Origin of the sequence: Chitinophaga sp. W2I13 (assembly GCF_050434005.1) — a bacterium.
Taxonomy (GTDB): Bacteria; Bacteroidota; Bacteroidia; order Chitinophagales; family Chitinophagaceae; genus Chitinophaga.
The window spans coordinates 4,906,157-4,931,203 of sequence record NZ_JBNPWD010000001.1 but is presented as its reverse complement, the minus strand read 5'-3'; the positions used below and the strand labels follow the sequence as shown (position 1 = coordinate 4,931,203).

General features: G+C 45.7%; 18 protein-coding genes and 1 tRNA gene. 8 read left to right on the top strand and 11 right to left on the bottom strand.

Going from position 1 to position 25,047, the window contains the following annotated elements; translation table 11 throughout:
* Positions 1-171: 171 nt before the first annotated feature.
* Together QFZ48_RS20385 and QFZ48_RS20380 are read right to left on the bottom strand one after the other, a co-directional pair.
* On the bottom strand, positions 172-438 hold the full coding sequence (locus QFZ48_RS20385; RefSeq protein ID WP_429063379.1) for a hypothetical protein: 267 nt from the start codon (positions 436-438) through the stop codon (positions 172-174).
* Between the two features lie 186 nt (positions 439-624).
* Entirely contained in the window at positions 625-1,176 is a 552-nt protein-coding gene (locus QFZ48_RS20380; protein WP_429063378.1) for a hypothetical protein, read from the bottom strand.
* A gap of 116 nt (positions 1,177-1,292) precedes the next feature.
* On the opposite strand from QFZ48_RS20380, the gene QFZ48_RS20375 reads away from it, so the two are divergent.
* Positions 1,293-2,939: a recombinase family protein gene (locus QFZ48_RS20375; RefSeq protein ID WP_429063377.1), complete on the top strand. Its 1,647-nt coding sequence runs from the start codon at positions 1,293-1,295 to the stop codon at positions 2,937-2,939.
* A 298-nt stretch (positions 2,940-3,237) separates the two neighbouring features.
* Here the strand turns inward: QFZ48_RS20375 and QFZ48_RS20370 are convergent.
* Positions 3,238-3,322: transfer RNA gene (locus QFZ48_RS20370), tRNA-Ser, on the bottom strand.
* A gap of 190 nt (positions 3,323-3,512) precedes the next feature.
* Between QFZ48_RS20370 and QFZ48_RS20365 the strand changes: the two genes are divergently transcribed.
* On the top strand, positions 3,513-3,947 hold the full coding sequence (locus tag QFZ48_RS20365) for an acyl-CoA thioesterase (RefSeq protein ID WP_111579096.1): 435 nt from the start codon (positions 3,513-3,515) through the stop codon (positions 3,945-3,947).
* A 52-nt stretch (positions 3,948-3,999) separates the two neighbouring features.
* Here the strand turns inward: QFZ48_RS20365 and QFZ48_RS20360 are convergent, their stop codons facing one another.
* The 6 genes from QFZ48_RS20360 to QFZ48_RS20335 all read right to left on the bottom strand — a co-directional run bounded on the left by QFZ48_RS20360 (position 4,000) and on the right by QFZ48_RS20335 (position 10,042).
* Positions 4,000-4,515 (bottom strand): hypothetical protein, encoded by a 516-nt coding sequence (locus tag QFZ48_RS20360; protein ID WP_429050254.1) that lies wholly within the window; start codon positions 4,513-4,515, stop codon positions 4,000-4,002.
* Positions 4,516-4,766: 251 nt separating this feature from the next.
* Positions 4,767-5,033 carry a hypothetical protein gene (locus QFZ48_RS20355; protein ID WP_370907821.1) on the bottom strand — a complete coding sequence of 89 codons (267 nt, stop codon included), beginning with the start codon at positions 5,031-5,033 and terminating at the stop codon, positions 4,767-4,769.
* A 104-nt stretch (positions 5,034-5,137) separates the two neighbouring features.
* Positions 5,138-5,587 carry a VOC family protein gene (locus tag QFZ48_RS20350; RefSeq protein ID WP_429063376.1) on the bottom strand — a complete coding sequence of 150 codons (450 nt, stop codon included), beginning with the start codon at positions 5,585-5,587 and terminating at the stop codon, positions 5,138-5,140.
* Positions 5,588-5,656: 69 nt separating this feature from the next.
* The gene (locus tag QFZ48_RS20345; protein WP_429063375.1) at positions 5,657-6,382 is read right to left on the bottom strand and encodes an AraC family transcriptional regulator; all 726 of its coding nucleotides are present in this window, start codon (positions 6,380-6,382) and stop codon (positions 5,657-5,659) included.
* A 104-nt stretch (positions 6,383-6,486) separates the two neighbouring features.
* On the bottom strand, positions 6,487-7,263 hold the full coding sequence (locus QFZ48_RS20340; protein WP_429063374.1) for a GLPGLI family protein: 777 nt from the start codon (positions 7,261-7,263) through the stop codon (positions 6,487-6,489).
* A gap of 4 nt (positions 7,264-7,267) precedes the next feature.
* Positions 7,268-10,042 (bottom strand): outer membrane beta-barrel protein, encoded by a 2,775-nt coding sequence (locus QFZ48_RS20335; protein WP_429050262.1) that lies wholly within the window; start codon positions 10,040-10,042, stop codon positions 7,268-7,270.
* Positions 10,043-10,270: 228 nt separating this feature from the next.
* Between QFZ48_RS20335 and QFZ48_RS20330 the strand changes: the two genes are divergently transcribed.
* Positions 10,271-11,989 carry an IlvD/Edd family dehydratase gene (locus QFZ48_RS20330; protein WP_429050264.1) on the top strand — a complete coding sequence of 573 codons (1,719 nt, stop codon included), beginning with the start codon at positions 10,271-10,273 and terminating at the stop codon, positions 11,987-11,989.
* Between the two features lie 10 nt (positions 11,990-11,999).
* A complete protein-coding gene (locus tag QFZ48_RS20325) occupies positions 12,000-12,758 on the top strand; it encodes an SDR family NAD(P)-dependent oxidoreductase (RefSeq protein WP_429050266.1) in 759 nt (252 codons plus the stop codon).
* Position 12,759: 1 nt separating this feature from the next.
* Here QFZ48_RS20325 and QFZ48_RS20320 read toward each other — a convergent pair whose 3' ends face one another.
* Positions 12,760-16,785, bottom strand: coding sequence for a DEAD/DEAH box helicase (locus QFZ48_RS20320; RefSeq protein ID WP_429063373.1), 4,026 nt, complete (start codon positions 16,783-16,785; stop codon positions 12,760-12,762).
* A 158-nt stretch (positions 16,786-16,943) separates the two neighbouring features.
* On the opposite strand from QFZ48_RS20320, the gene QFZ48_RS20315 reads away from it, so the two are divergent.
* Complete coding sequence (locus tag QFZ48_RS20315) at positions 16,944-17,828, top strand: COG4315 family predicted lipoprotein (RefSeq protein WP_429050270.1); 885 nt, start codon at positions 16,944-16,946, stop codon at positions 17,826-17,828.
* An 87-nt stretch (positions 17,829-17,915) separates the two neighbouring features.
* On the opposite strand, the gene QFZ48_RS20310 is transcribed toward QFZ48_RS20315, so the two are convergent.
* A complete protein-coding gene (locus tag QFZ48_RS20310) occupies positions 17,916-18,647 on the bottom strand; it encodes a GntR family transcriptional regulator (RefSeq protein WP_079473525.1) in 732 nt (243 codons plus the stop codon).
* A gap of 246 nt (positions 18,648-18,893) precedes the next feature.
* On the opposite strand from QFZ48_RS20310, the gene QFZ48_RS20305 reads away from it, so the two are divergent.
* The 3 genes from QFZ48_RS20305 to QFZ48_RS20295 all read left to right on the top strand — a co-directional run bounded on the left by QFZ48_RS20305 (position 18,894) and on the right by QFZ48_RS20295 (position 25,015).
* The gene (locus QFZ48_RS20305) at positions 18,894-20,204 is read left to right on the top strand and encodes a hypothetical protein (RefSeq protein WP_429063372.1); all 1,311 of its coding nucleotides are present in this window, start codon (positions 18,894-18,896) and stop codon (positions 20,202-20,204) included.
* 183 nt (positions 20,205-20,387) lie between these two features.
* Positions 20,388-23,456 (top strand): SusC/RagA family TonB-linked outer membrane protein, encoded by a 3,069-nt coding sequence (locus tag QFZ48_RS20300; protein ID WP_429063371.1) that lies wholly within the window; start codon positions 20,388-20,390, stop codon positions 23,454-23,456.
* 56 nt (positions 23,457-23,512) lie between these two features.
* Positions 23,513-25,015 (top strand): RagB/SusD family nutrient uptake outer membrane protein, encoded by a 1,503-nt coding sequence (locus QFZ48_RS20295; RefSeq protein WP_429063370.1) that lies wholly within the window; start codon positions 23,513-23,515, stop codon positions 25,013-25,015.
* The last annotated feature ends 32 nt before the right edge of the window (positions 25,016-25,047 follow it).

Genomic DNA, 25,047 nt, shown 5'->3' with positions numbered 1-25,047 from the left:
AGCCCATGTGGATCACTTGAAGGTAAATGGATAACCAATGAGGTTAGCCGTGATACCTATGATAGATGGTACGCTACGATAAATACCAATATTAGAAATATAAATGCCGCTATCGAACGATACAGCCAAGATCCAAATAAGGCATGGAAGATTCTAAATAAAAATATTGAGTTAATAACTGACATGGGGAATGCTAAAAAGATCCCTATCAATCAATCCCAAGCGATAGCATAATTTAATTATTGCAGAAAATGTTGAAAGAGGATTATCCCCGTGTATCATATCTTCTTCTTTCGGGTTAATAGAATCAATAAGAAATTTTTTCAAAATCATTCCTAGTAAATCATCGATTTTAGAAGAGCCTACAATAACAATTGAGCGTTCTTTACGTTCACCCAGGAAGTCTTCTACAAAGGAGTCAAATCGATTTGTTTCCATTACATATTTTTATCATGATCATAATAAGGCACATTCTCCTACTCATGTTTTGTATTGTGATGCTGAAAATAAATTATCTCACATACTGACTAGTTTATTCATTAATTTTTTGCCTCGCTCTCTATCTAGTTGGAAAGATTTAATTTTCAGTGTATTACGCTACGAATTCGTTAAAATGGATTATCACTACTTCCAATTAATCCTGATATTTTCTACACTATACATTTTATCTCCCACATTCCCATAATCAAGTGAAAGAATACACCTGATATGAAAATTTGTTAATAACTGAGTTCCTTTATCCAATTTATTAATCCTAATCGTAAGTTTTCGCATTTCAGTATAGGGAATCTCCTGGATAACATGGGCCACCCAACTAAACTTCTTGTCCCCAAATTGTATGAAAGGAATATTGATATATCCTTTATTTGTATTAACTGCGTTTACGTCTGTATGCAGTTTGTATTTACGGCCTTTAGAATCGGTTATCCCGAAATCCTCGAATCCGCCTAGTGCTAAATATACCCTAGCTACTTGTGAATAATCATTTTTGAAATTCATGATAATTTCAACAGTGCCTGTTTTAATATTACCACTGGCATGTACATCTGATAACCGAAGTGAGTCAAACGGTGCAATGATTTCAGGCTTGCTAATCTCCTGCGCAGAACATTTCAATACCGTCAAAGCGCATATTAACGAAATCACATAGAAGGCGGGCAAAAATTTCCTTTTCATGAAAAGGGGTTTTTATTTAAGATACAAAAAAATCTTTACTTTTTTGGGTCTTGTTACGGTAACTTTAAATTTAAACAATCCTTCACTCAGTTTGTATATCCTATAAAGGAAAGGATATGCCTACTGCCTTCCTCTATATCAGAGTCAGCACCGATGAACAAGCCATTAAAGGTTTCTCCCAACGTAGCCAGGAGGATCGTCTGATGAAATACTGCCTATCAAACAATATCGAAGTGTTGGAAGTTATTTTTGAAGACTATTCTGCCAAAACCTTTAATAGACCAGCCTGGACATTACTACTATCTACCATAAAAAAGCACAAGGCTCTCCGACCAAACCTAATTCTATTTACCAAATGGGACCGATTCAGCAGAAATGCTGGTGATGCTTATTACATGATCGCTCAACTACAAAGTTTCCGTATTTATCCTCAGGCAATTGACCAGGAGCTGGATTTGTCAATTCCTGAAAATAAAATAATCCTTGCCGTTTACCTGGCAACATCAGAAGCCGAAAACGATAGACGGTCTTTAAATGTCAAACAGGGTATCCATAAAGCTAAGCAAGAAGGCCGTTGGATCACTCATCCCCCTATGGGTTACAGTTACAGGCTATTTGCCAACGGCCAAAAATATATTGGCCCAAAGGAGCCAGAGGCAACGTTCGTAAGAAACGCTTTTTCGCTAATTGCTCAAGGAGAACAACCTACGTGTTCTGTATTTCGCCAAATGAAGTCTGAAGGTTTAAAATGCAGTAACAGCCATTTCTGGAGAATGCTTAGAAATCCCGCCTATTGTGGCAAAGTCATAGTGCCAGCCTTCGAGAACGAAAAGGAATATTGGGCAGAGGGTATACATGAACCGCTTATTCCTGAAGTGTTATTTCTTAAGGTTCAGCAGGTATTGAATACGAGAGGACAAAAAACCACCACCAATAATAATAGTAACGAAAAATTGATCTTAAGGGGCTTCTTTTACTGTCCTAATTGCAACAAAAGACTAACCGGCAGTGCATCGAAGGGTAAAACCAGACTGTATTATTACTACCATTGTGTATCCCCTTGTGGTTTCCGAATAAGGGCAGATAAAGTGCATCAGTTGTTTAATGAGCAATTAGTGATGCTTCATGCAGATAAACCCTATCTGGATTTATATAAAGATATATTAAAACATACCAGGCGTGATATATTCATTGAACAATCGATCATTCAAAAAACAATAAGCCAAAGTATTGAACGGCTAATAGAAAGAATTCTTAAAGCAAAAGAACTATTACTCCAAGGGGAAATTGAAAGCGATGATTTTCTCTTGATAAAAAAAGATTGTGAGAAGAGAATTAGTATGATGGGAATTGAATTACAAAACGCCGCTAAAAAGCATGAAATCCATATAAAGAATCAATATGAGCTTGTTCTTCAGCTCTCCCAGTTGAGCAAATTAATGGAAAAATCAAGCCTTCCTGATAAGAGGAAATTACTAAAGCTAATACTTAGTAACAACCCGATATTAACTGCTGACATGTGGATAGGCAATATTGTCAACCAATCAGTATTGTCTGTGTACAATTTAAAAGCGACTACGGATATAAAACATAATGCAGATTCTCAAAAAAGTATAAATACTGATGATGCTTATGCAGCCGGGATCATAGCTCGAGTAGCCGAAATTGAAAACAAAAAAGGCCATAAGACTACAAAAACATCAGCACGCAACCTCCTTAGCTTCCTATTAGAATTCGCTCGTTTTGCAACTGCAAATCTTTAATCCCCATTAGATTATTGATAAGAAATAAATTAATTAATCGGGGTTCGAATCCCTTACACCTATTGCTTTTGGGTCAATCCGCAACAGATTAATGAATTACTTCTATTAATCCTAAATCACTAGTAGTCATATAGATAGCTAAAAAAGAGAAGAATGTCAGAAATGATGACTCGAAAAAATCTCTATGCAAAATATCACTATCGAACACACTTTTCAAATCGAAAACATCTGATAAACACCATCTTAAAAATAAAAATGTGATACAAAATCCAATAATGAACTTTTGTATCACATTTAGCGGAGAGTCAGGGATTCGAACCCCGGGACCTGTTACAGTCAACAGTTTTCAAGACTGCCGCAATCGACCGCTCTGCCAACTCTCCAGGCTGCGAAAGTATAAAAGGAATTCATTCTAAAAAAATTTGTTTTACTTTTTTTATTAGAAAAATTTCGTTAATAAGCAATCCCCTGGCAGACATCAGGCTGCCGTTCTGATTTACGTATAGCCATCACAGATATAATATCCGCCCGTTTGACCCAGGCTTTTTACACCACTTTTCCGTAAATTTAAGTATGAACATATTTTTTGAAGGACCAGTATTATGGTCACAGATAGACGCTAATATGCACCTGCGCCACTCGGCCTATGCCGACTTTGCCGCACAGGCCAGGCTTAGTCTCCTTGAACAGGTAGGGCTTACCGCAGTTCATTTTATACAGCAACAGCTAGGCCCCATCCTTTTCCGGGAAGAGCTGTTCTACCACCGGGAAATCAGCCCTAACGACAAAGTGCGCGTAAGCTGTGAAATGACCAAATGCCGGGCAGATGGCTCCCGCTGGTCCATTAAGCACGAAATTTTCCGGGGCGATGGCACCAAATCCGCCACCGTATTAGTAGACGGCGCCTGGATAGATACCCGTAAACGCAAACTCACAGGACTTCCCCCTGAACTCATGGAGAAGTTCAAAGCCATACCACGGAGTGAGGATTTCGTGGAAGAAGCGTAGGTTGTCTTACTCAGGATTACGCTGATTATGCTGAGTAAGACAAAATCCGCATCTATCTCGCCGTCAGCGGTTTCGCCAGTTTATCAGATTCCAGCTCTTTTATAAAAGGCAACTGGTTCTGAAGGTACACCCTCGTCGATTGTTCCAGGTAATTGTCCAGCTGAAAGAACTTGGCCGCCCTGGTAGCGCCCAGCAGCTTGTTAAACTTCCGGAAATAACGCATCTGCAAACGTCCGAACTCCAGATCGTTGTTAATGAACTGCCTGGTGAGAGAATTCATCTTCTTTTCATCAATAGAAGAAAACTCCTCGTTGTACATCTTCAATAAGGCAATACGCTCCGTTAACCACGGACTCTTCTCCGTTTCGTACTCAAGAAATGCAGATTGAAATGCCCTTTCTTCCAAAGGCGAAATTCTTAGAAAATCATTCAACAATGACTCTTTGTTTTTGCCAAAGATTTGCGTTACAAGATCCTCAGTTGGCAAAACGACTGCAGCTGGCGTAATTTGAGCAGTTAATTGCCAGCCGGCGCCCAGGATCATGAACAGACAGATAAGCTTTTTCATGCACTGAAAATTTAGGATTAATGGCAGGTTCAGCCACAAGCCTATGTATTCAGGGGGTAACGAACACCAGCTTGGTATGGTGTAGTAAAATAAGAAGCAGGTGTAGTGCCCACTACATTATGGCAGTGAATCCACCGTCTTATTAAAACAATAGTCGGGGAGAAATGGTTGCAAACAGTATCAAATAATAACAAAACAGCCTGAAAGCGATTACTTTCAGGCTGTCTTTATCGAAAAATGGTGAAATGGGACTAGTTCATGGATTGCTGATTAGATTTCATAAAGGCGTCATATGCTTCTTTTGTCCAATGCTGATAATCTTCCAGGTTGATGCCCAGTCGCTCATCCCGTTCTACTTCTTTATATTCCCGGCTGTCCCAATAACCTTTCGCCAATGACTGAATATTCTGGGAAACCGTGGCAGGTGCTACTTCGTAATCATCAGGATAACTTTTGTAGTTGCCAATTGCCAATACCTGGATTTCTTGTTTTACTGTGTCCTTGCTTTGCTTTGCCATGGTTAAAATTTTTTGGTTAACCCCTGTAAAACAAAAATGGTTCCTGTATGATACCAATCAGCGCCCTTTTAAGATTATATTAACTTAAAATTATGTTAATGGCATCAGGGCTGGGAATAAGTCACCAGGTCAATACCCAGGCCATTGGGGTCTTGTATGGCGAAATGCCGGTCGCCCCACGGCTCATTGCGGATCGCTATTTTAATGTCCACCCCCTTCGCTTTAATAGCCTCATATACCTTGTCCACATCGGCGACCTCAATGGTCAAATACACGCCCTTTCCATTAAAAGCGGTTTTAAACAATGGCTGCTGCGATGCATGCTCCGGTAACAAAAAACTAATCTCCGCCTGCTTATCCGGTGTATGCAGCAACAGGTAAAATTCGTTTTCAAAAGACACTCCGAATCCTAATATATCTGTATAGAATTTTTTACTCTCCGCTAATTTAGCCGTAATAATTCCTGCGTTCAGTTTCATTTTACCGGGTTTTACCTGTGAATAAATATTAGATACAGAAAAAAAGAAAATAAACAGTAATAACCATCTTTTCATATCCTGCTAAGTTTTATAACAGCAAAACTAAGATAGCGGGGAGAAGAAAAATTGTAAAAAACGGACAACTTATTTGCCAAACACTTTAGCCGGGGTAAGGCCATAAAGCGTTTTAAACTCCCTGATAAAATGGGCCTGGTCGTAGTACCCGGCGCCGAGGTAAGATCTGTTCCTGCGGATGTATTCCGGAGAATGGGTAAATTGTAATATCCTCTGGAAACGCACCACTTTACTGAATGCCTTGGGCGTGTCACCAATATAAAATTCAAACAGGCGCCTCAACTGGCGGGAACTGATCCCTGGAGGGAGCTCCTTTTCAATACTGATGATGCCCGAATGCCGGACAATCAGATCCACCGCTTCAAGCAGGCGGTTATCTGCCGGTGACATCTTTTGGGCAATGCGATCGCGTAAAAAACCATCCAGCAGGGATTTCAACTGCTGTTCGCTCATTTCTGCATGAAAGCAATCCCGCAAAAAACGGGTAATCGCCGGCGCCACATCCTCTAATGAGATCACCTGCTTACTTATTTCCGCAGCATTTAACCGGAACAACCGGGGAAACATGCCCGGCAAAAAACGGATGCCCACATAATTAAAGCTTCCTTCCAGCGGAAAACAGGTATAGGCATCGCTGAATCCCATGACAAAACTCTGCCTGGGATCATGCAGCTCAAAAAAAATATCCATGCAGCCATCGGCCACCACCCGGTAATGAAAAGGCGCGGTAAGCGGGCGGGTGGTTTTAAGCTGCCAGTAACAATAAATGTATTCCTGTAAGGGTAGGTCCGGCAAAAACTCTCGGTATACCACCGCCCCCTCCGGCTGCTTTACAAACGGCTGTACAGGCGTGTATATGTGAGAATTACTTTTCATCATACGTCCGGATCGTTCTGCAATTATAACATAATTGCCCTGATATAGGCACTCCCATAATTCCCCCACTTACCTAGTATTTTTGAAACGGATTCGAAGATGCCTTTATTGTCTACCGGTTTTCCTTTTACAGGAGGCTTCAGCGCATCTTCTTTTATATCATCTATCAACACTTTAGTGGCAAACCAGGTAACATGCTCGTGCGGCAGGGCCACACCGAGAATCATACCAGGCAAACCGCTAAACGACTCGGGCCCGCCAGGAGTAACAATGGCATCAGTATAAAAAGCCACCACGTAAATGGAGTCCATAATAATAGCATTCGCCCGCCGGCAATCAAACCCGGCGATCTTACGGGTTTCATCCGTGATTTTCCAGCGGATCCGGCGCACCGTGTCCTTCACCAGGTACATCTGCTCAAATACCTGTTTCTGCGAAATACTTTGCAAACTATCGAGCCGGGAATATACCACATTCACCTCGGCCGGTGCGGATTCCCATATGGGCTTTTTATTATCAGGATTATCCCTTCCCGGTTTATACAGGGACGTTTGACGGGAGAATGAATAATCGAAATAAGTGACCTGGTATTGCGACATCCCTTTTTTCAACATATCCGTCCATGAATTATCCTGCCCCTTACTCAGTTCATCCATGCGGGCAAACAGGTTCACCCGCTTCTCAAATTCTATCCTTCCTTGCTGCAAAAAAGCAGTGTGCTGCGCCCGTGCCGGGAAAACAGCCATCACCACCAATATAACGGTCAGGATTATACGGATTCTTGTAATGATACTTTTCATAACACTATTCTTTTGGAGCCGCCGCACCCAGTTTGTTAAAGTTCCAGATAAAAGACAACAAGCCATAACGCCCAATGGTACTGTAAGTCCGCTGACTGATCGTATTGGTAGACACCGACCTGTTGAAGCCAATATTCTGATTCAGGATATCACTCATGGACAAATTGATCTGTACCAGCTCTTTCTTACCAAACTTCTTTGCCACATAAGCATTCAGGATAGCAGCATTGTTGTTGGTAGCAAACACCGCTGTTTTCTGCCGGATATTATAGTTCAGATCCGCATGCAATACAAATTTAAGCGGCAGGAAAAAACTCACGTTAGGTGAAATATTATACGTCCAGTATTGCGTCCGTAAAGATTTATCCACAGAAGATACGCTGTTGTTAAAATTCGCCTCTCCCTCCAGGGAATATTCATACTTTTTGTCTTTGTACTTACCCAGGTTGATTCCCAGCCCCGTATTGGAAGAATTCGTAGTATTCAATAAACCATTCACATAATTTACATTCCTGTTCAAGCCACCATTTGCCCTTCCTCCCACTCTCAGGTCCCATGGATTGATCTTCCAGCCTATATATAAATTGAACTGTGCGCTCCGGTTTCCATTTACATTTACAGCCTGGCTGGTACTTACTCCTGAAGTATCTATCACGGTCCGGTCGCTGATGGCATTCGTAGTGGATCCATACCTCAAAGACGCCCAGATGCTTCGATTGGTCATTACTTTGAAATCATTAAAATTAATACTGAAGTTATTATTAAAAGATGGCTTCAGTGCAGGGTTTCCAACCTGCAGGTGGAGCGGGTCATCATTCACGCGGATAGGCTGCAGGTCGTCGATGCCAGGCTGACTGGTGTATCCGTTATACTCAACAGTAAGTCGACGTTGCTGCGAAAAACTATACCGGAACATCGCGCGCGGATACCAGTTAACAAAATCACGTTCTACTTTAGTGTTCCGGAACATATCTTTCTGGCTGAAGCTGGTAAGACCTACATTGCCGCCTATGTTAATGCGGATTTTGTTTTTCGTATATCCGTACCGGATACCACCCTTATGCGTTAGTACATTAAACGCATAGTCATTACTGTATAAAGAATCCAGGGCAGTATACTTACCATCGGTCTGCTGATTATAGGAATTCCTGTTGGAATGATTGTTATCGATATTAATGCCATAGTTAAACAGCAGCGAAGAGGCCACAGACAATGGTTCTGTGTAAGTAAAATTACTTACGATACTAATGCTTTCATTATTGGTGGTTTTAAGCTGATCCGTATTTTGTACCGAATCCAGCTTACCCTGCTTGTAGTACTCCGTATAGGCATCCAGCATTCCTTCGCCGTTAGTGCGGGAATAATTCTCCGCGAGGTTCAGTGATATGGTACGCCCTTTTTTCTTCAATTTTTTACGCCATAAGAAGTTTGCATTCATACTGCCAATGTCCGATACATTGGAGGTTTTACGCTCTCCCTGGTTCACGGTTATATCATTCAGTTCCATTCCGCTGCTGCTGAGCCGATTGGCTATTTTATGATCGAGACCGCCATCTATTTGTAATTTGACGGATGAACTAGAGTCGAGCTGCCGCTCATAGCTGCCACTAACACGGTTCCGGAGAATATTGTTATTGAAATGCTCTTTAGAATGATTATAATAAATAGTATCTGGTAAGATATTCTGCGACATGCTTTCACTGTTCCCGTCGATATATAATTTCATCAGTTTATAGTTGGCATTCAGGTTCTGCCGGTCCCGGTCCCATTTATCTGAATAATGTAATCCCCCGGTTTGTACCAGTGGATAACCATCGCCGCCGTAGCGGCCATCCCAGCTGTCAAGATCATCACCCCGGAAACTAAACTCCATATCGCCATCATCGTTAAAAGAGAGTTCACCGCTGCCGGAGCCGAACTTCTCCCGTTCGCCCCAGTCGAGGCCTACCTTGCCGGTATTGGACACAATGCCAAAGGCAGCCAGTTTCTTCTTTCCGCGGAATACATTCAACATAGCCTGGCTATCGTGAAAACCGTTGTCGCCGGCGCCTACAGCCACTTTGCCAAAGTAACCGCGTTTCTTATCTTCCTTCAGCTGTATGTTAATCGTTTTTGATCTTTCTCCATCATCGATACCCGTAAAGGCCGCCTGATCACTTTTCTTATCGTATAACTGTACTTTATCCACCATATCTGCACGCAGATTTTTAGTGACCAGGGTGGGATCATCTCCAAAAAACTCTTCGCCATCTACCAACACTTTCTTTACTGTTTCGCCCTGCGCGGTAATCTGTCCTTTGCCGTTTACCTGTATACCCGGTAGCTTTTTCAACAACTCTTCCACAGAAGCATTTGCCGCGGTTTCATAGCTGCCGGCATTGAATTCCGTGGTATCTCCTTTCATCTTTATAGCAGCTACTTTTTGCTGTATCACGACTTCCTGCAGCAATCGCGATTTAAGTGTCAGCATAATATTATCGAGTTGCACAGCAGAAGTATCTGATAACGTTAAAGGCTCTACGTAATCTGCAAAGGCAGGATAACTTATCAGCAAGAGGTACTTCCCCGATTGCAGGTGCTTTAATTCAAAGTGTCCTTTTTCATCACTCCGCGTGAATTTATATAAGATAGAATCTTTCGCCTGAAGCAGTGCCACTACGGTATTGGATAACTGTACATGATTAAGTGTGTCTGATACAATACCCTTCACCGTGGCTTGTTGTGCCAGGCAGCAGTGGGTAAGGACCATGCCGAGGATCAATCCGGATAGTTTCTTCATTTGTGGATTATACAGGTTATCGTACAGATGCTGTGAAATTAAAATTCCATAATAAAAATTGAACTTTTGTTGCCATGAGTGATAAACATCTGTTAAATGGATAACCTACTTATCATGTAGAGAAAGAAGATTAATAAAAAGATAACCGGCCATATGATAACAAAATCTGTCCCTGTTCATTTTTGAAATCCATAATTTATTGTATCTTTTAAAATATCCACTCCCGTTATGAAGCAAGAAAATTCACTGAGAAGCGCTAATTGGTTTGCCCGCGGAGGCAAAGATGGTTTTATTTACCGTGCCTGGCTAAAGAAGCAGGGTATCCCCTCACATGAGCTGGAAGGCAAGCCAATAATAGGTATTTGCAACACCTGGTCGGAGCTCACACCGTGCAACTCCCATTTCCGGGAACTGGCAGAAGCCGTGAAACGCGGGGTACTGGAAGCCGGTGGTTACCCGTTGGAATTCCCGGTAATGTCGTTGGGCGAAACACTTATCAAGCCTACTGCTATGTTATACCGCAACCTGGTCAGCATGGATGTGGAAGAATCTATCCGCGCCAACCCTATCGACGGGGTAGTGCTGCTATGCGGTTGTGATAAAACCACCCCGGCATTGGTAATGGGCGCCTGCAGTGTAAACATTCCCACCATTGTGGTATCGGGCGGCGCTATGCTCACCGGCAGGCACCGGGGCAACAGTATCGGCACCAGTGATATCTGGCGGTTTAGTGAAGATGTAAGGGCCGGCAGGATGACCAACGAAGAACTCGCTATGGCAGAAGCAGGCATGTGCCGCAGTGATGGCCACTGCGCCGTAATGGGCACCGCCTCTACCATGGCCTGTATGGTGGAATCCCTCGGACTTTCCCTTCCGCAGAATGCCGCTATTCCCGCACCGGATGCCGCCCGCAAAATACTGGCACAATTGTCTGGCAACGAGATCGTGAAAATGGTCCGGGAAAACAGGCGCTTAACGGATATCCTGACAAGAGAAGCTTTTGAAAATGCCATCCGGGTGAACGCTGCCATTGGCGGCTCCACCAATTTTGTCATCCATTTGCTGGCCATTGCAGGCCGCATAGGCGTAGAACTGAACCTGCAGGACATGGATACCTTTTCTGCCAATATCCCGCTGATTGCCAATCTGCAGCCCTCCGGCAGTTATTTCATGGAAGATCTTTATTATGCCGGCGGATTGCCAGCTGTGATCAACGCCCTGCTGGAGCATCTTCACACCGATTGTATTACGGCCAATGGCAAAACGATCGGCGCCAATTACGCTAACGCTGTCAGCTACAATAAAGACGTAATTTCATCAATAGCAGCTCCCTTTAATACGGTATCAGGCATCGTGGTATTAAAAGGAAATATTTGCGAGGAGGGCGCGGTGATCAAACCATCTGCCGCAAGCGCTCACCTGATGCAGCATACAGGCAAGGCAGTGGTGTTTGAGGATATCGACGATTATAAAAAACGGATTGATGACCCTGCGCTTGATGTGGATGAAAACAGTGTGCTGGTGCTTAAAAATGTAGGACCTAAAGGCTATCCGGGGATGCCTGAAGTAGGGAATCTCGGCTTGCCCGCAAAACTGCTGGCCAAAGGAATTACAGATATGGTACGTATTTCCGACGGCCGGATGAGCGGTACCGGCTTTGGTACCGTAGTACTGCATATATCGCCCGAAGCCGCTGCCGGCGGCAATCTCGCCATTCTCCGCGATGGCGATGTGATTACACTGGATGTACACCAGCGCCGGCTGGAGGCAGCTATTTCCCCTGAAGAAATTGCGCGCAGAAAAGCGGCGTGGAAACCGGTGTATCCACAGTCCACACGGGGATATGTACAACTCTACCAGCAACACGTGGAGCAGGCCCATCTTGGCGCGGACCTCGGCTTTCTGAAAGGCAGCTCCGGCAGCGAAGTAACCAGGGACTCACACTAAAAAACGGCTCATGACATTTGAAAAGAAAGTAGCGATTGTTACCGGCGCCGGCCAGGGCATCGGTTTTGAGATAAGCAAACAACTGGCGCTGAAAGGCGCTACGGTTATACTGAATGATATTGATGCACAGCTGGCGCAACAGGCTGCCGGCGCTATCACTGCGGCAAAGGGGCAATGCATAGCCCTGCCCGGCGACTCGGGCGATATTGCCTTTATTCAGCAAATGGTGAACACGGCGGTGACACAATTTGGCCGGCTGGACATTGTGATTGCCAACGCCGGTATTACTTTGTTTGGCAACTTCTTCACTTACACACCGGAAGCATTTAACCGCGTTATGCAGGTGAATCTGGGCGGTACCTTTTTCCTGGCGCAAACCGCCGCCAATCAAATGAAGCAACAGCCGCAGGGCGGCGCTATCCTGTTCACCTCTTCTGTAACCGGCCACCAGGCGCATAAAGATCTTGCGGCCTACGGCATGAGTAAAGCAGCGCTGGAAATGCTGGCAAAAAATTTAGTGATTGAATTATCTCCTTTTAAAATTACAGTCAACACCATTGCTCCCGGCGCCACCCTCACGGAACGTACGCTGGACGATCCTTCCTATGAACAGATCTGGTCCAGCCTCACGCCGATGGGACGACCCGCTTATACGCAGGATATCGCCGATGCTGCGCTGTTCCTGGTTTCCGATCAGGCGAGGCATATTACAGGCCAAAGCCTTATCATCGATGGCGGATGGACCAGTATCAGTCCCTCGCCGTTCTGAGCTACCTTTCTGCGATCAGGTCCAGTAATTCCCGGGCATTGAGTTTACCGGCCTGGTCACTGCCTTCAAGCAGCTGATCGGCCAGATCCCGCTTGCTGTTATGCAATGCAATAATCTTTTCTTCAATAGTATGTTGCGCTACCAGCCGGTAAATAGTTACCGGCCTGGTTTGCCCGATCCGGTGCGCCCGGTCGGACGCCTGTTCTTCAATCGCCGGATTCCACCACGGATCCATATGGATCACATAATCAGCAGCGGTTAAATTAAGTCCCAATCCACCCGCTTTCAGGCTGATGAGGAATAATTGCCCTGTGCCTGCCTGGAAATCTTTTACCAGCTTATCCCGTTGCGATATCGGCGTACTTCCATCGAGATAGAGATAGGTAATTCCCAGTTGATGCAGGGCTTCCCTTACCAGGTCGAGATGCTTTACAAACTGGCTGAACACCAATGCCCGGTGGTTGTTGGACACCAGTTCCTCCACTATTTCCCGGAATACCATTAATTTGGAAGATGGGATATCGGCTTCAGCATCCACCAGCTGCGGGTTACAAGCCGCCATCCTCAGCCGGCTGATTTCCGCCAGTGCCCGGATGTGTTGCTGTGCCATACTACCTTCCTGCGCCCTGATATTTTCCAGCGCTTTTCTTCGCAATGCTTCATAAAACGACGCTTCCTCCTGTGATAAGCTCACCAGCTTTACAATCTCGGTTTTGGGCGGCAATTCATCCAGCACGCCTGTTTTGGTACGCCGCAATATAAAAGGCGTGATCAGTTTTTTCAGGTGTTGCTTCACCGTGCTCTCCGGGTTCCTTAGAGACGGGAAAACAAATTGTTTATTGAAATGATCCAGTGTACCCAGCAATCCCGGATTAAGGAAGTTAAACAGGTTCCAGATCTCGCCCATGTGATTTTGTATAGGCGTTCCCGTTAGCATAAGTTTAAATCCGGCCTGCAGCGACATGGCCGCTTTGGAAGTTTTTGTCTGGAAATTTTTGATTGTATGCGCCTCGTCGAGTACCAGCGTAGGCCATTTCACGGCGGCCAGCAGTGTTTCTTCTGATTGGAGTAAACCATAAGTGGTCACTACCACGTCAAAAGCGCCGGCGGCTTTTATCAGGCTGGCACGGTGACCGTTATGCAGGAACACCACGTTCAGGGAAGGCGCAAAGCGGCTGATTTCATTGCTCCAGTTATTTACCACGGAAGCCGGGCAAATAACCAGCGCAGGGCCATCCGGGGCGCGATGCAGCAACAAGGCAATCGCCTGGATGGTTTTACCCAGGCCCATGTCATCTGCGAGGCAGGCGCCAGCTCCCCAGGCCGCCAGGTGCGTCATCCAGCGGAAACCTTCTTCCTGGTACGGGCGTAAGGTGGTTTGGAGTGTAACCGGCACCGTTACTGCCAGTTCCATCGCGTTGGTACGTTTACGTGAGAAAGCTTTCCACGCTGCATCAGTAGTAACGCTGCCCGCCTGTTCCAATAATTCGTCCAGTACCGGCGCGGCATAGGGCTGAATGCTTACATTGTTACGGTCAATATTTGCTACGCTGGCCATTTCGTTTAGCCGGCGGCGTAAGTCGCTTGTCAGTGCCAGGTACTCTCCATTCTGTAAGGCAATAAACCGCTTCTTTACAGTACGCGTAGTATCAAGCAAGTCCTTTAATGCGAGTACCGTGGTTTCATCCACTTTTAATTCGCCGGTACACATAAACCAATGGTCCTTTTCCTTCAATGAAATGCTCAGGTGCGCAAAGCCTGCCTGTTGCTTCACTTTGTAACGCTCCCCTTCCGGCCACTCTGCCCTCACCAGTTCGGGATGCTGGTGGATAATTTCCAGCAATTGCAGACAGTCGAGCGGATCTTCAAAAATGATGGTATCATCAGAAAGGTCCTGTTCTATTGCTCCCTGGATGAGGTTCAGCAGGGCAGTTACATTACTCTTTTCTTTTGCCAGGTCCCGGATCGCCTGCCAGCGTTCCCCGTTGCTGATACCGATAATATTATGCGCACCAATGCCCGGCTTGCAATACGGCGGGTCACTGGTAAATGGTTTTACATAAATACCGGCTTTCAATCCATCGCCCAGAGGCAGCAGCTGTATTACAATGCGGCTGTCGCCGGGCCGCCGGCTGATATTAGCGGCCATATCGCCCACATCCGCATGGATGGTCAGGTGCGCGCCAATGCTCTTCAGCACCTGGATCAGCTTGTCTTTCCCGGCTGCCGGCACCACGGGGATCTGCTGCAATGTTTGCAGCAGCCGCCTCTGCTGCGCGGTGAGATGGATGATCTTCAGGCGGGTGTTGGTTTCCTTTACAAACACCGTTTCACTGATATAATCATCCACGTTGGCGCTGAAAGTATAGCCTTGCCCGGACCTGTTAACGCTCAGCTCCGGTTGGGCTTTTACTATTTCCACGGAAACAGTGATATCATCTGCAGAAAATAATAACGGATGGCCGGCAATTTCTTCCCATACCGTTTCAGCAAAGGAATAAGATTCCCCGTCGTAGTTATAATAATGATCTTTCTGTACGGTGGCGCCTATCCTGAAGTCCTGTTCTGTCATGGCTTCCGCCTTCCCTTCCTTCAGCTTCTTTAATGCCACATTACGGCCGCTGCTCCAGGTATTATTGCCCTGGGAAGTTTGCAGCACCGGCTGGATTTTGTACCGGTCAAAATCTATCAGGTAAATTAACCGGGAGGTCACTACATTTTTTTCTTTTTTTGTAAGATGTGTATCTGCGCCCAGCAGCGTATTTAATAGCCGCTCCCAGTCGGGCGTTTGTTCCATCTGGGAAAATACCGGTGGGTGCACGGCAATGGCGCCGGCTTCCATGAACATACTTTCATATCCCTGGTAATCATCTCCCTTAAATAAATATAAATATTCGTAGGTCAGTAACCGGTAGTGACGCTCCATGCCTAATGCCAGCAATCTTGCAACGGTAGTACTAAAAGTGCGCAACAATTTACTTTTGGGATGCAGCAGCTGCAAACACAATACAGACAGGTAGCTGAGCAGGTTGCCCTCCCCTCCTTCCAGTATCAGCAATAACAACTGCTCGCCTTTCTCCTTCCGGCCTGCATGAAAATGCAGCAAACAAACGGCCGGGGTAATAGCCGGGAACAGCTTGCGTTCATAAGCCGCTACAATTTTAGCGATCAGTGGATTCGTTTGCTCACCGGGCAACACCGCCAGTGTGAATGCATAATAAAAAGCAAACAACGGCGATAGCGGCAGGCTGTTCTTTTTATCGTACTGCCGTTGACGTTTGATTCCTTTTTCAAAGGATGTCAGTGCTTTTGCCGGTTGCCCGCTGTACAGTAATGTCACCGCCTGTGCATAAAGGTCATCTGCTGTTTTATCTGCCGGAGGCAAATTAAGATGCCCCTGTAATAGTGACAACTCAGGAAAATCCGCACCATACTGCCGGCGAAAACGCTCCAGTTCTTCCACCGGCGGCATTTTCAGCAGGTTATATTTTAAGGCAAAAGATACCATCCGGTCAAGGCTTTCCTGGCTGAAAAAAGGTAACAGTTCTGCATAGGCCGGGAAGTACAGCAGGTAGGATAAATAAGGTTGATACTCATCCAGCTCCATTTCCAGTTTCCTTACAGGAGGTGATAATAAAAAGCGGTCGCCTGTAAAATAAGCGGTAAGCAATTGCTGCAGGTCCTGCAACCGGGCGCTCATGCTGTAAAACGCATGCACTGCGTGTTGCGTTCTTTGGAGCAGCACCGAATAAGCAGGTTGCTTTATATTTACCGGGAACAGCAGGAAATTCATTTCCGGTACCAGGGAATAATTGCCCGTTACATTTTTAATGGCCAGTCCGGCTGCAACCAGGTGCTTCAATATTTCGCTGACCCTGGTGCCTTTCATTTCTCCCACACGGTTCACAGCGTCTGTAATGGTAAATGTTTCCAGGGGATACAGGTACACAGACATGACGTCCATTACAAGCCGGGTATTCCTTTCCTGTGATTCATATTGCTCTGAATAGAAACGCTCATTGACCATAGCAACAAAAATAGCTGAAAATATTTTGCGGGGGAGACAACCTTTTTACTGTTTTTATCGAATACGCATAGGTACGGATTACCGAAACAGGTTGTTACTGACCAACAACCCGCAATAGCGTATTGATTATTTCAAATTTCAAAAAAAATTTTAACAGCATGAACTCCGTAAAAAACACCCTGCTTTCATTGATAGCCTTGTCTGGTATCGTTTTCTTCAGCGCCTGCGGCGGAAACGATGACAATCCCGACACTCCTGCGCCTAAGCCCTTGGTACAACTCAGTGCCAGCGCCACTTTAGGAAATCACCTGACAGATGTGGACGGTAATTCCCTTTATTATTTCTCCAACGACTTTGATGGCAAAAATAACTGCGCCGGTGGATGCGCAGCAGTATGGCCTCTTTATTATGCCGGCGATAACCTTTCCCAGACTGCACTTGGCACTGGTCTGGACATCAAAGACTTCACCACCATCACTACTATCGATGGCAAAAAACAAACTGCTTACAAAGGATGGCCCCTGTATTACTTTGCGCCTGCTGTGGGTGGCGTAAACGTGCGTGAAGCGCCCGGTAAAACAGATGGGGAAGGCGTTGGCAATATCTGGTATGTAGCCAAACCTGACTATACCATACAGTTGATCAATGCCCAGCTGGTAGGCGCCGATGGTAAAAACTACCTGGAAAACCACACCGAGGGTACCGGTAAAACGTTGTATTTCAGTGATGGTAAGGGTCTTACACTTTACTCTTTCGTTAAAGACAGTTTTAATATCAACAAGTTCACCAAACCTGATTTTTCCAACAATGCGGTATGGCCTATTTATGAAACAGACCAGATCGTAGTACCGTCTACTCTCGATAAAACACTATTTGGCAGCATTACCGTTGCTGGCAAAAAACAATTAACCTACAAAGGCTGGCCGCTGTATTACTTCGGACAGGATGCGGGCGTAAGAGGCGCTAACAAAGGCGTAAGCTTCCCTGCACCAGGTGTATGGCCGGTAGTTACAAAAAACGTGGCAGCCGCTCCTAAGCTATAAACAGTGCCCGTAACCGTAAAACAGAACGGCTCAGTATTAATACCTGTGTATTAATGCTGAGCCGTTGTATTTTGATGAAAGATTAAACTATTCTCTTCTGCTTTCCACGGTATACACGAAGCTGTCTGCCCGGTAATAACCCAGGTTATATTCAATCGGACGTTCGCCCTGGTCGTATACAAACCGTTTCCTTACAAGGATGGGGTGGCCAGGTTCCAGTTCCAGTTTAGCCGCAATAAATTTGTCCGCTGATCTGGCGCTGATTTCCTCTTTGGATAAAGTAGCTACTGTCATGTAATCCTTCTCCAGGATGTCATACAAAGGACGTTTGAAATCCTCTTCTCCGGTTAACCCTACCCGTGGATGGAAATAGGAAATGAAATATACGAAAGGGCCTTCTGCCTTCCCTCTCAGGCGTTCCAGTTTAAGTACTTTCTTAGTTGGACTGATCTCAAAAAAATTGGCGATGGTTTCATCCGGTAATACCCAGGTGACATGCAGCTCAAAATTTTTGATGATGATGCCGCGCGCGGTCATTTCCTGTGTAAAGCTCAGCCAGTTCTTGGATTTAGAGCTGATGGCAGCTTCCGCCACTTTGGTGCCTACTCCTTTTTTCCGGGTCAGCAATCCTTCGTATACAAGTTTGTTTAAAGCATGACGTAAAGTAGATCGGGAGATAGCCAGCTGTTTTGCTAACTGGACTTCGTTGGGTAAAAACTTTCCACCTGCGTACTGTGGATCTTTTATCATATTCCTCAACAGGTTTTCCGCCTGTATATGAAGTGGTAAAGGATTTTTATGATCTATACTCAAATTCATGCCTGCAAAGCAACTGGAAATAAACAAGAAAAACAATTTTAGCCCCCCTTATTTTGAACGTATGTATGTTCCGGAGAAAAAAACAGGATCTCTGCAGAGGATTGTTGTCCTGCCGTCCATCATCATATAGCATCCAGATAATCAACGGCTTATAAAGCAAGTTGCCTGTTATAGCTATGTTAAAAACTTTTCTTGCAATAATTAAATTATGTTTATATGTTTGTACATAATATCCGGGGCCACATTATGAAAAAAGTCTTTTCTATAATTCCGTTTATTGCTGGCATCACTGCTCCTGTATTCCTTTCGGGAAACGCGACTGCCCAGGATAACACCAGGACCCTGGCGGCAGCTGTATTAGCAGATAGCCGGCTGGATACTGTACAGGCCCGCGCATTAAGACTACTCACCGGTTTCTCTGCCGGCACTTCCTACGGCGAAGTATGGATCAGGGATTTCAATACTTTCATTAATGGCTCGATGCAGGTATTACCTCATGATCAGGTAAAAGAAATGCTGTTGCTGTTTTTCCGTATGCAAGGCACAGATGGAAATATACCCGACGGCGTTATTCCACGCGAAAAGGCAACTGTGGGCTACCAGTACCGGTACTCCGATCTGGCTCCCCAATGGGCCGCTCATAAGAATACCGTGGAAACCGACCAGGAATCTTCCCTGATACAGGCGGTTAGAAAATATGTGGCTGTTACCGGCGATAAAGCCTTCCTTTTTTTGGCCATAAATGATAAAACGATTTTGCAACGGATGGAAGCCTCTATGGCCTATCTGCTGAAAGAGCGCTGGTCGGAAAAATACGGATTGATTAAAGGCGCTACGACCATCGACTGGGGCGACGTGCAACCCGAAACCGGCTGGGGCGTGGCGATCAATGAAAAAACAAAATGGGCGGTCGATATTTATGATAATGCCATGTTTGTGATGGCGATACAGGATTTCCTGGCAATCAAACCAGCAAACTACCGGGCACAAAAGGATTGGAGCAAAATAGCAACAGATATCCGGAAAAATGTACGCAAACATTTATGGGATAACAGGGCACAGAAATACATACCACATCTTTATTTGAACGGAAGCCCGTTTTCCCCCTCATTCAACGAAAAAGAGATCCTCTACACCGGGGGCACTGCCTGCGCAATACTGGCAGGATTTCATACACCAAAAGAAATAGTGGCCATTAACCGGCAAATGACTCAGGCCGCCGCTAAAGAAAAGTTCGCAACCATAGGGATCACGGTGTATCCTCCTTACCCGGCAAAGGAGTTCCCGAATATGCATCCTTATGTGTATCAGAATGCCGGCGACTGGACCTGGTTCGGCGGACGCATGATCCAGGCGCTTATCATAAACGGATTTATACAGGAAGCCGTAGCAGAGCTTAAACCCATGACCGATCGCGTCATTGCTCAGAATGGCTTCTTTGAATGGTACGACGTTCAGACTGGCACGCCAAAAGGATCGGGAAATTTTCGTGGAGAAGCAGGTGTTTTATCAGATGCCATTACACTTTTAAAAAAGTGGGCAATTAATCAGCAGTAGAATAAACAATTGGGCCTGCTCAGTTATTATTTATTCGTCAACCGGATCTTATTAAAAAACATAGTATTACCATAATCTTAAAACCTAATCTCACTTGTTATCACAGGGACTTCCACGTATAGCTCCTGTGACTACTATCAACTGAAACACCGGCTAATATTACCTCATCACTAAAGACTTGTTATGAAAGCAAAACTATTTTATGTGCTTGCATGCCTCCTATTTTCCATGCATGCAATGGCCCAGATCAAAATAAGCGGTAAAGTTACCAGCGCCGCTGACGGGACCGTCATTCCAAACACTACGGTGGCCATTAAAGGCACTTCCAGCGGAACCATCGCCAATGTAGACGGCGTATACTCCCTGTCGGTGCCTAACGAAAACGCCGTGCTGGTGTTCTCCTTCACCGGATTCGGCACCAAGGAGGTCAGGGTTGGTAATCAAACCACCATCAATGTAGCATTGGAAGTACAGGTAAGTACCTTAAGCGACCTTGTGGTAATTGGTTACGGATCCGTAAAAAAATCTGACCTCACCGGCGCGGTGGCGTCCCTTAAAGGCGAACAGGTAATGGATAAGCCTGTTCCCAACATTTCACAGGCACTGCAGGGCAAGGTAGCCGGCGTGGACGTAAACATCAACAGCAGCGCCCCCGGCCAGGCAGCTAAGGTGCGTATCCGCGGTATCGGTTCTATCAACTCTTTTGTGGATCCTTTGTATGTAGTAGATGGAGTGGCGGGTGTTGATGCAAATGCGCTCAACCCGAATGATATCGCTTCCATTGAAGTATTGAAAGATGCCTCCTCCACTGCTATTTATGGTGCGAGAGGCGCCAACGGTGTAATTATGATCACTACCAAACGTGGTAAGGCCGGCCCCACCCAGGTAAGCTACCAGGGCGACGTAAACGTAAGTACACTGGCCAGTCATCTTCCCACCTTAAATTCAGAGCAATTTGTAAAAGTATATAACGAATCATTTGCCAATGCCACCAAGTTCGATCCGGACCATGGCACCTGGGCACCCACCGCTATCCTGGATCATGAGCATTTCCCGCTGCTGTTTGACGAGAACGACAAACCGCTGTACAACACCAACTGGGAAAAAGAAACCTATAAACCGGCCATGTCTACCAGCCACCAGGTGAACTTCCAGGGAGGTAATGACAAACTGCTCTACAGTGCGTCCCTTGGTTACCTGGATCAGAATGGTTTAATGATAGAATCATGGTTCAGAAGATACTCCGCCAGGGCCACTTTCGATGACCAGGTAAAAGACTGGTTGAAAATTGGCGGTAGCCTGAACATCGTATCCAGTACGCAGAGAGTCGTATCTGATGGTAACGGTTCCTTAAACGTACCGAGAATGGTAACAGAAGAAGTACCTATTGTACCGGTAAGATACCCCGACGGTAAATGGGCGGGTAACTACGATATTCCCGGGCTGGAAGGTGGTCCGAATCCTGTACAGATTGCGCAGAACAGGTATACCCTCAATAACCAGGTACATACCCTCGGCAATTTTTACATGCAGTTCCAGATCACTAAAGACCTGAATTTTAAAACCGACTTTGGTTACGATCAGATCAGCAATAAAGCCAATTTCTATTCCGCCGGCAATCTTCCTCACCTGTCGCAGGATCAGGGCGGTATAGCCAGGATCACTACTAACTACAACAAATACTGGCAGTCAGAAAACTATCTTACTTATAACAAACAGTTCAAAAATAATAACAGCTTAAACGCAGTAGTGGGTATTTCCTTCCTGCAATTCAGTAATGAAAATGCCCTGGCGGAAACACAAAATTTCCTGTCGGATTACTTCCAGTGGAATTCACTGGCGGCAGGATCCGTACGTAACAACATCACTTCAGAAACGCAGCCGTGGTCAATGAATTCATACTATGGCCGTGTTAACTACAACCTGAAGAATAAGTATCTTTTTACCGCTACTGCGAGGTATGACGGATCTTCCAAATTCAGTAAAGACAACCAGTTCGCCTTCTTCCCTTCCGTAGCGGCCGCATGGCGCGTTTCTGAGGAAGACTTCCTGAAAGGCAATAAAACCATCAACAACCTGAAGATCCGCGCCAGTTATGGTACCTCTGGTAACCAGGAAATAGGTCAGTTCCAATACTCTCCACAGTACCGTCCGGATCAAACCGTGATAGGCGGCGCCAACCAGCCAACGCTTGTACCCGGGTATATAGGTAACTCCGATCTCAAATGGGAACGTTCCAACCAGATAGATGCCGGCGTGGAACTGGGGATGCTGGATAACCGCATTAACCTGAACGTGGATTACTATAACCGTAAAACATCGGACCTCCTCCTGGCAACACCTATTCCGTGGTCTGCCGGTATGTACACGCCCAATGTGTATAAAAATATAGGTGAAGTAAGAAACACCGGTCTGGAAGTAAACCTGAACACGGTAAATATCCAGAAACCAAACTTTACATGGTCCACCACTTTCGTTTTTGCTACCAATAAAAACAGAATTCTCACCCTCAACGATGGTAACGCAGATATCTTCCCTGGCCCTAATTTCCTGGGACAAACCAATATCCTGCGTGTAGGTGAGCCTATCGGTTCCTTTTACGGAATGAAAAGGTTAGGCACCTATGGTACTGATGAAGCGGCAGAAGCAGCCAAGCACTCCCTGTTGCCGGGCGACAGGAAATATGAATACGATGCTGCCGGCAATGCCGTGTATGATATCATAGGCCGCGCCTACCCAAGATGGACCGGCACCTTCAGCAGCACCATCAAATACAAAGGATGGGATTTTACTTTTGACATCCGTTTTGTTCAGGGCGTGAATACAGCAGCCGCATTCAAACACTCTGTGGAAGACCGTCAGACATTGGCCAACAGCCTGGCTACCGTATTGAATGCATGGACGCCGGAAAATCAGAACACGCATATTGCCCAGGTGCGCAGTTATAAATTTACACAGGATTCCCACTTTGATACCTGGTGGGTAGAAGATGGTTCCTATATCCGGGGACAGAACTTCACCCTTGGTTACACCTTCCCTGAATCCTGGATGCAAAGAAGCCATATCCGCAGGTTCCGTATTTATGGTAGCGTGCAAAATCTTTTCCTCATTACCAAATACACCGGTTATGACCCTGAAGTAGACACCTTTAATTTTGGTTATGGCGCCAACACCGGCTTCTCCCAGAATATCGACTTCTTCCCTTATCCCCGCCCGCGCGTGTGGAACCTGGGTGTGAATCTTGATTTCTGATGAAATCGTATACCCGTTGATGTGATAACCTTTTTTGTGATTAAAAAAATATGAAAATGAAAACGACTAAACATATCATACTCGCGTTGCTGGTGTTGCTCAGTTGCTCCTGCAAAAAATTCCTGGAACAAAAGCCCACGAATTTTCTTCCGCCGGATGCTGACCTTTCCGATCCTAAAGTGGCACGCGCGCTGGCAAACGGATCTTACCAATACCTGCAGGGGTTCTTACAGGGACAACCATCTTCCTATGGCGGTAATACTTACAACCTGATGGAGTTCATGACAGGTAAGGCCAACAGTGATCTCGGGCAAACCGGGTTTGCCTCCTTTCAGAACCTCAGTTATAACGCTACCTCTTTTTACGTGGATACCTGGTGGCAACGTTTATACATGGGCGTAGGCGCCTGTAACCTGGCCATTGAAAAACTGCCACAGGCCGCTGTGCCGGATGCAGATAAAACCAACATGCTGGCAGAAGCGCATACGCTGCGCGCACTTTATTATTTTCACCTGGTAAGACTATACGGCGCCGTTCCCAAAGTGACCGAGGTGCCTAAAGATCTCAACCTGAACCTGCCCCGCACAGAAGCGAAGGCGATTTATGATGAGATCATTATTCCGGATCTGCTCACTGCCGCAAAATCCACACTGCCCTGGTCAGATAAAACGGGCAAAGTATCAATGGGGCTTGTTCAATCACTGCTCGCAGATGTATACCTGACTTATGCCGGCGCAGCCATCAATGGTGGTAATCAATACTACGCATTGTCGGCAGCTGCCTCCAAGTCGGTGATTGCGAACGGTGGTTATTCCCTGTTCCCGGAATACACGAATATGATCAACCCCGCCAATAAAAATCTGGGGGAATTCATTTTCCAGGTGCAGTACGCCGCTTCCGTACCAAGCATTAATCCGCTTACGCCGCTTACCATTCCAAACTACGCGGGTATTTCACAATATTCTGATGAGTATGGATCCGTATACCCTACTCCACAGTTTATTGCATCATTCCCTGCGGGTGATAAAAGAGTGCAAGAAAGACAATTCTTCTACACCAAGTACAAGAAGAAATCTCCCAGCTCCGATACCATTACTTTTAAAGGCCGGTATATCTACAAATGGTTTGATTCTTTAGCGGTGGTAAGCACGGCTAAATCAGATCTTAACTATACGCTTTACCGCCTGGCAGATGTGTACCTGATGTATGCAGAAGCCTCCAACCGCGCAGAAGGCGGACCGAATGCAGATGCTCTTCGTTATGTAAACGCCATCCGTGCCCGTGCTAAGCTGGCGCCGCTGGGCGCGCTATCACAAGTTGCTTTTGAGCGCGAAGTATGGCTTCAACGGTATTTTGAACTGTGCTTCGAAAATAAAATGTGGTTCGATATGATACGGACCCGGAAAGTTCACAACGATGTAACCGGCAACTGGGACGACTTCGTAGGACATAAAACTGTATTCGGCGCTACGTTCGCCGCGAAACAACTGCTATTCCCTGTTCCTAAACAGGAAAGCGATGTAAACCCGAAGTTATTGCCAAATAACCCGGGTTTCTAACATATCACATTACGTTTTCAGGGGCTGACCAT

Bases quoted from the DNA above. Each gene is read 5' to 3' on its own strand.
- QFZ48_RS20385 (WP_429063379.1), bottom strand. From the start codon at position 438: ATGGAAACAAATCGATTTGACTCCTTTGTAGAAGACTTCCTGGGTGAA.
- QFZ48_RS20380 (WP_429063378.1), bottom strand. From the start codon at position 1,176: ATGAAAAGGAAATTTTTGCCCGCCTTCTATGTGATTTCGTTAATATGC.
- QFZ48_RS20375 (WP_429063377.1), top strand. From the start codon at position 1,293: ATGCCTACTGCCTTCCTCTATATCAGAGTCAGCACCGATGAACAAGCC.
- QFZ48_RS20365 (WP_111579096.1), top strand. From the start codon at position 3,513: ATGAACATATTTTTTGAAGGACCAGTATTATGGTCACAGATAGACGCT.
- QFZ48_RS20360 (WP_429050254.1), bottom strand. From the start codon at position 4,515: ATGAAAAAGCTTATCTGTCTGTTCATGATCCTGGGCGCCGGCTGGCAA.
- QFZ48_RS20355 (WP_370907821.1), bottom strand. From the start codon at position 5,033: ATGGCAAAGCAAAGCAAGGACACAGTAAAACAAGAAATCCAGGTATTG.
- QFZ48_RS20350 (WP_429063376.1), bottom strand. From the start codon at position 5,587: ATGAAAAGATGGTTATTACTGTTTATTTTCTTTTTTTCTGTATCTAAT.
- QFZ48_RS20340 (WP_429063374.1), bottom strand. From the start codon at position 7,263: ATGAAAAGTATCATTACAAGAATCCGTATAATCCTGACCGTTATATTG.
- QFZ48_RS20335 (WP_429050262.1), bottom strand. From the start codon at position 10,042: ATGAAGAAACTATCCGGATTGATCCTCGGCATGGTCCTTACCCACTGC.
- QFZ48_RS20330 (WP_429050264.1), top strand. From the start codon at position 10,271: ATGAAGCAAGAAAATTCACTGAGAAGCGCTAATTGGTTTGCCCGCGGA.
- QFZ48_RS20325 (WP_429050266.1), top strand. From the start codon at position 12,000: ATGACATTTGAAAAGAAAGTAGCGATTGTTACCGGCGCCGGCCAGGGC.
- QFZ48_RS20320 (WP_429063373.1), bottom strand. From the start codon at position 16,785: ATGGTCAATGAGCGTTTCTATTCAGAGCAATATGAATCACAGGAAAGG.
- QFZ48_RS20315 (WP_429050270.1), top strand. From the start codon at position 16,944: ATGAACTCCGTAAAAAACACCCTGCTTTCATTGATAGCCTTGTCTGGT.
- QFZ48_RS20310 (WP_079473525.1), bottom strand. From the start codon at position 18,647: ATGAATTTGAGTATAGATCATAAAAATCCTTTACCACTTCATATACAG.
- QFZ48_RS20305 (WP_429063372.1), top strand. From the start codon at position 18,894: ATGAAAAAAGTCTTTTCTATAATTCCGTTTATTGCTGGCATCACTGCT.
- QFZ48_RS20300 (WP_429063371.1), top strand. From the start codon at position 20,388: ATGAAAGCAAAACTATTTTATGTGCTTGCATGCCTCCTATTTTCCATG.
- QFZ48_RS20295 (WP_429063370.1), top strand. From the start codon at position 23,513: ATGAAAACGACTAAACATATCATACTCGCGTTGCTGGTGTTGCTCAGT.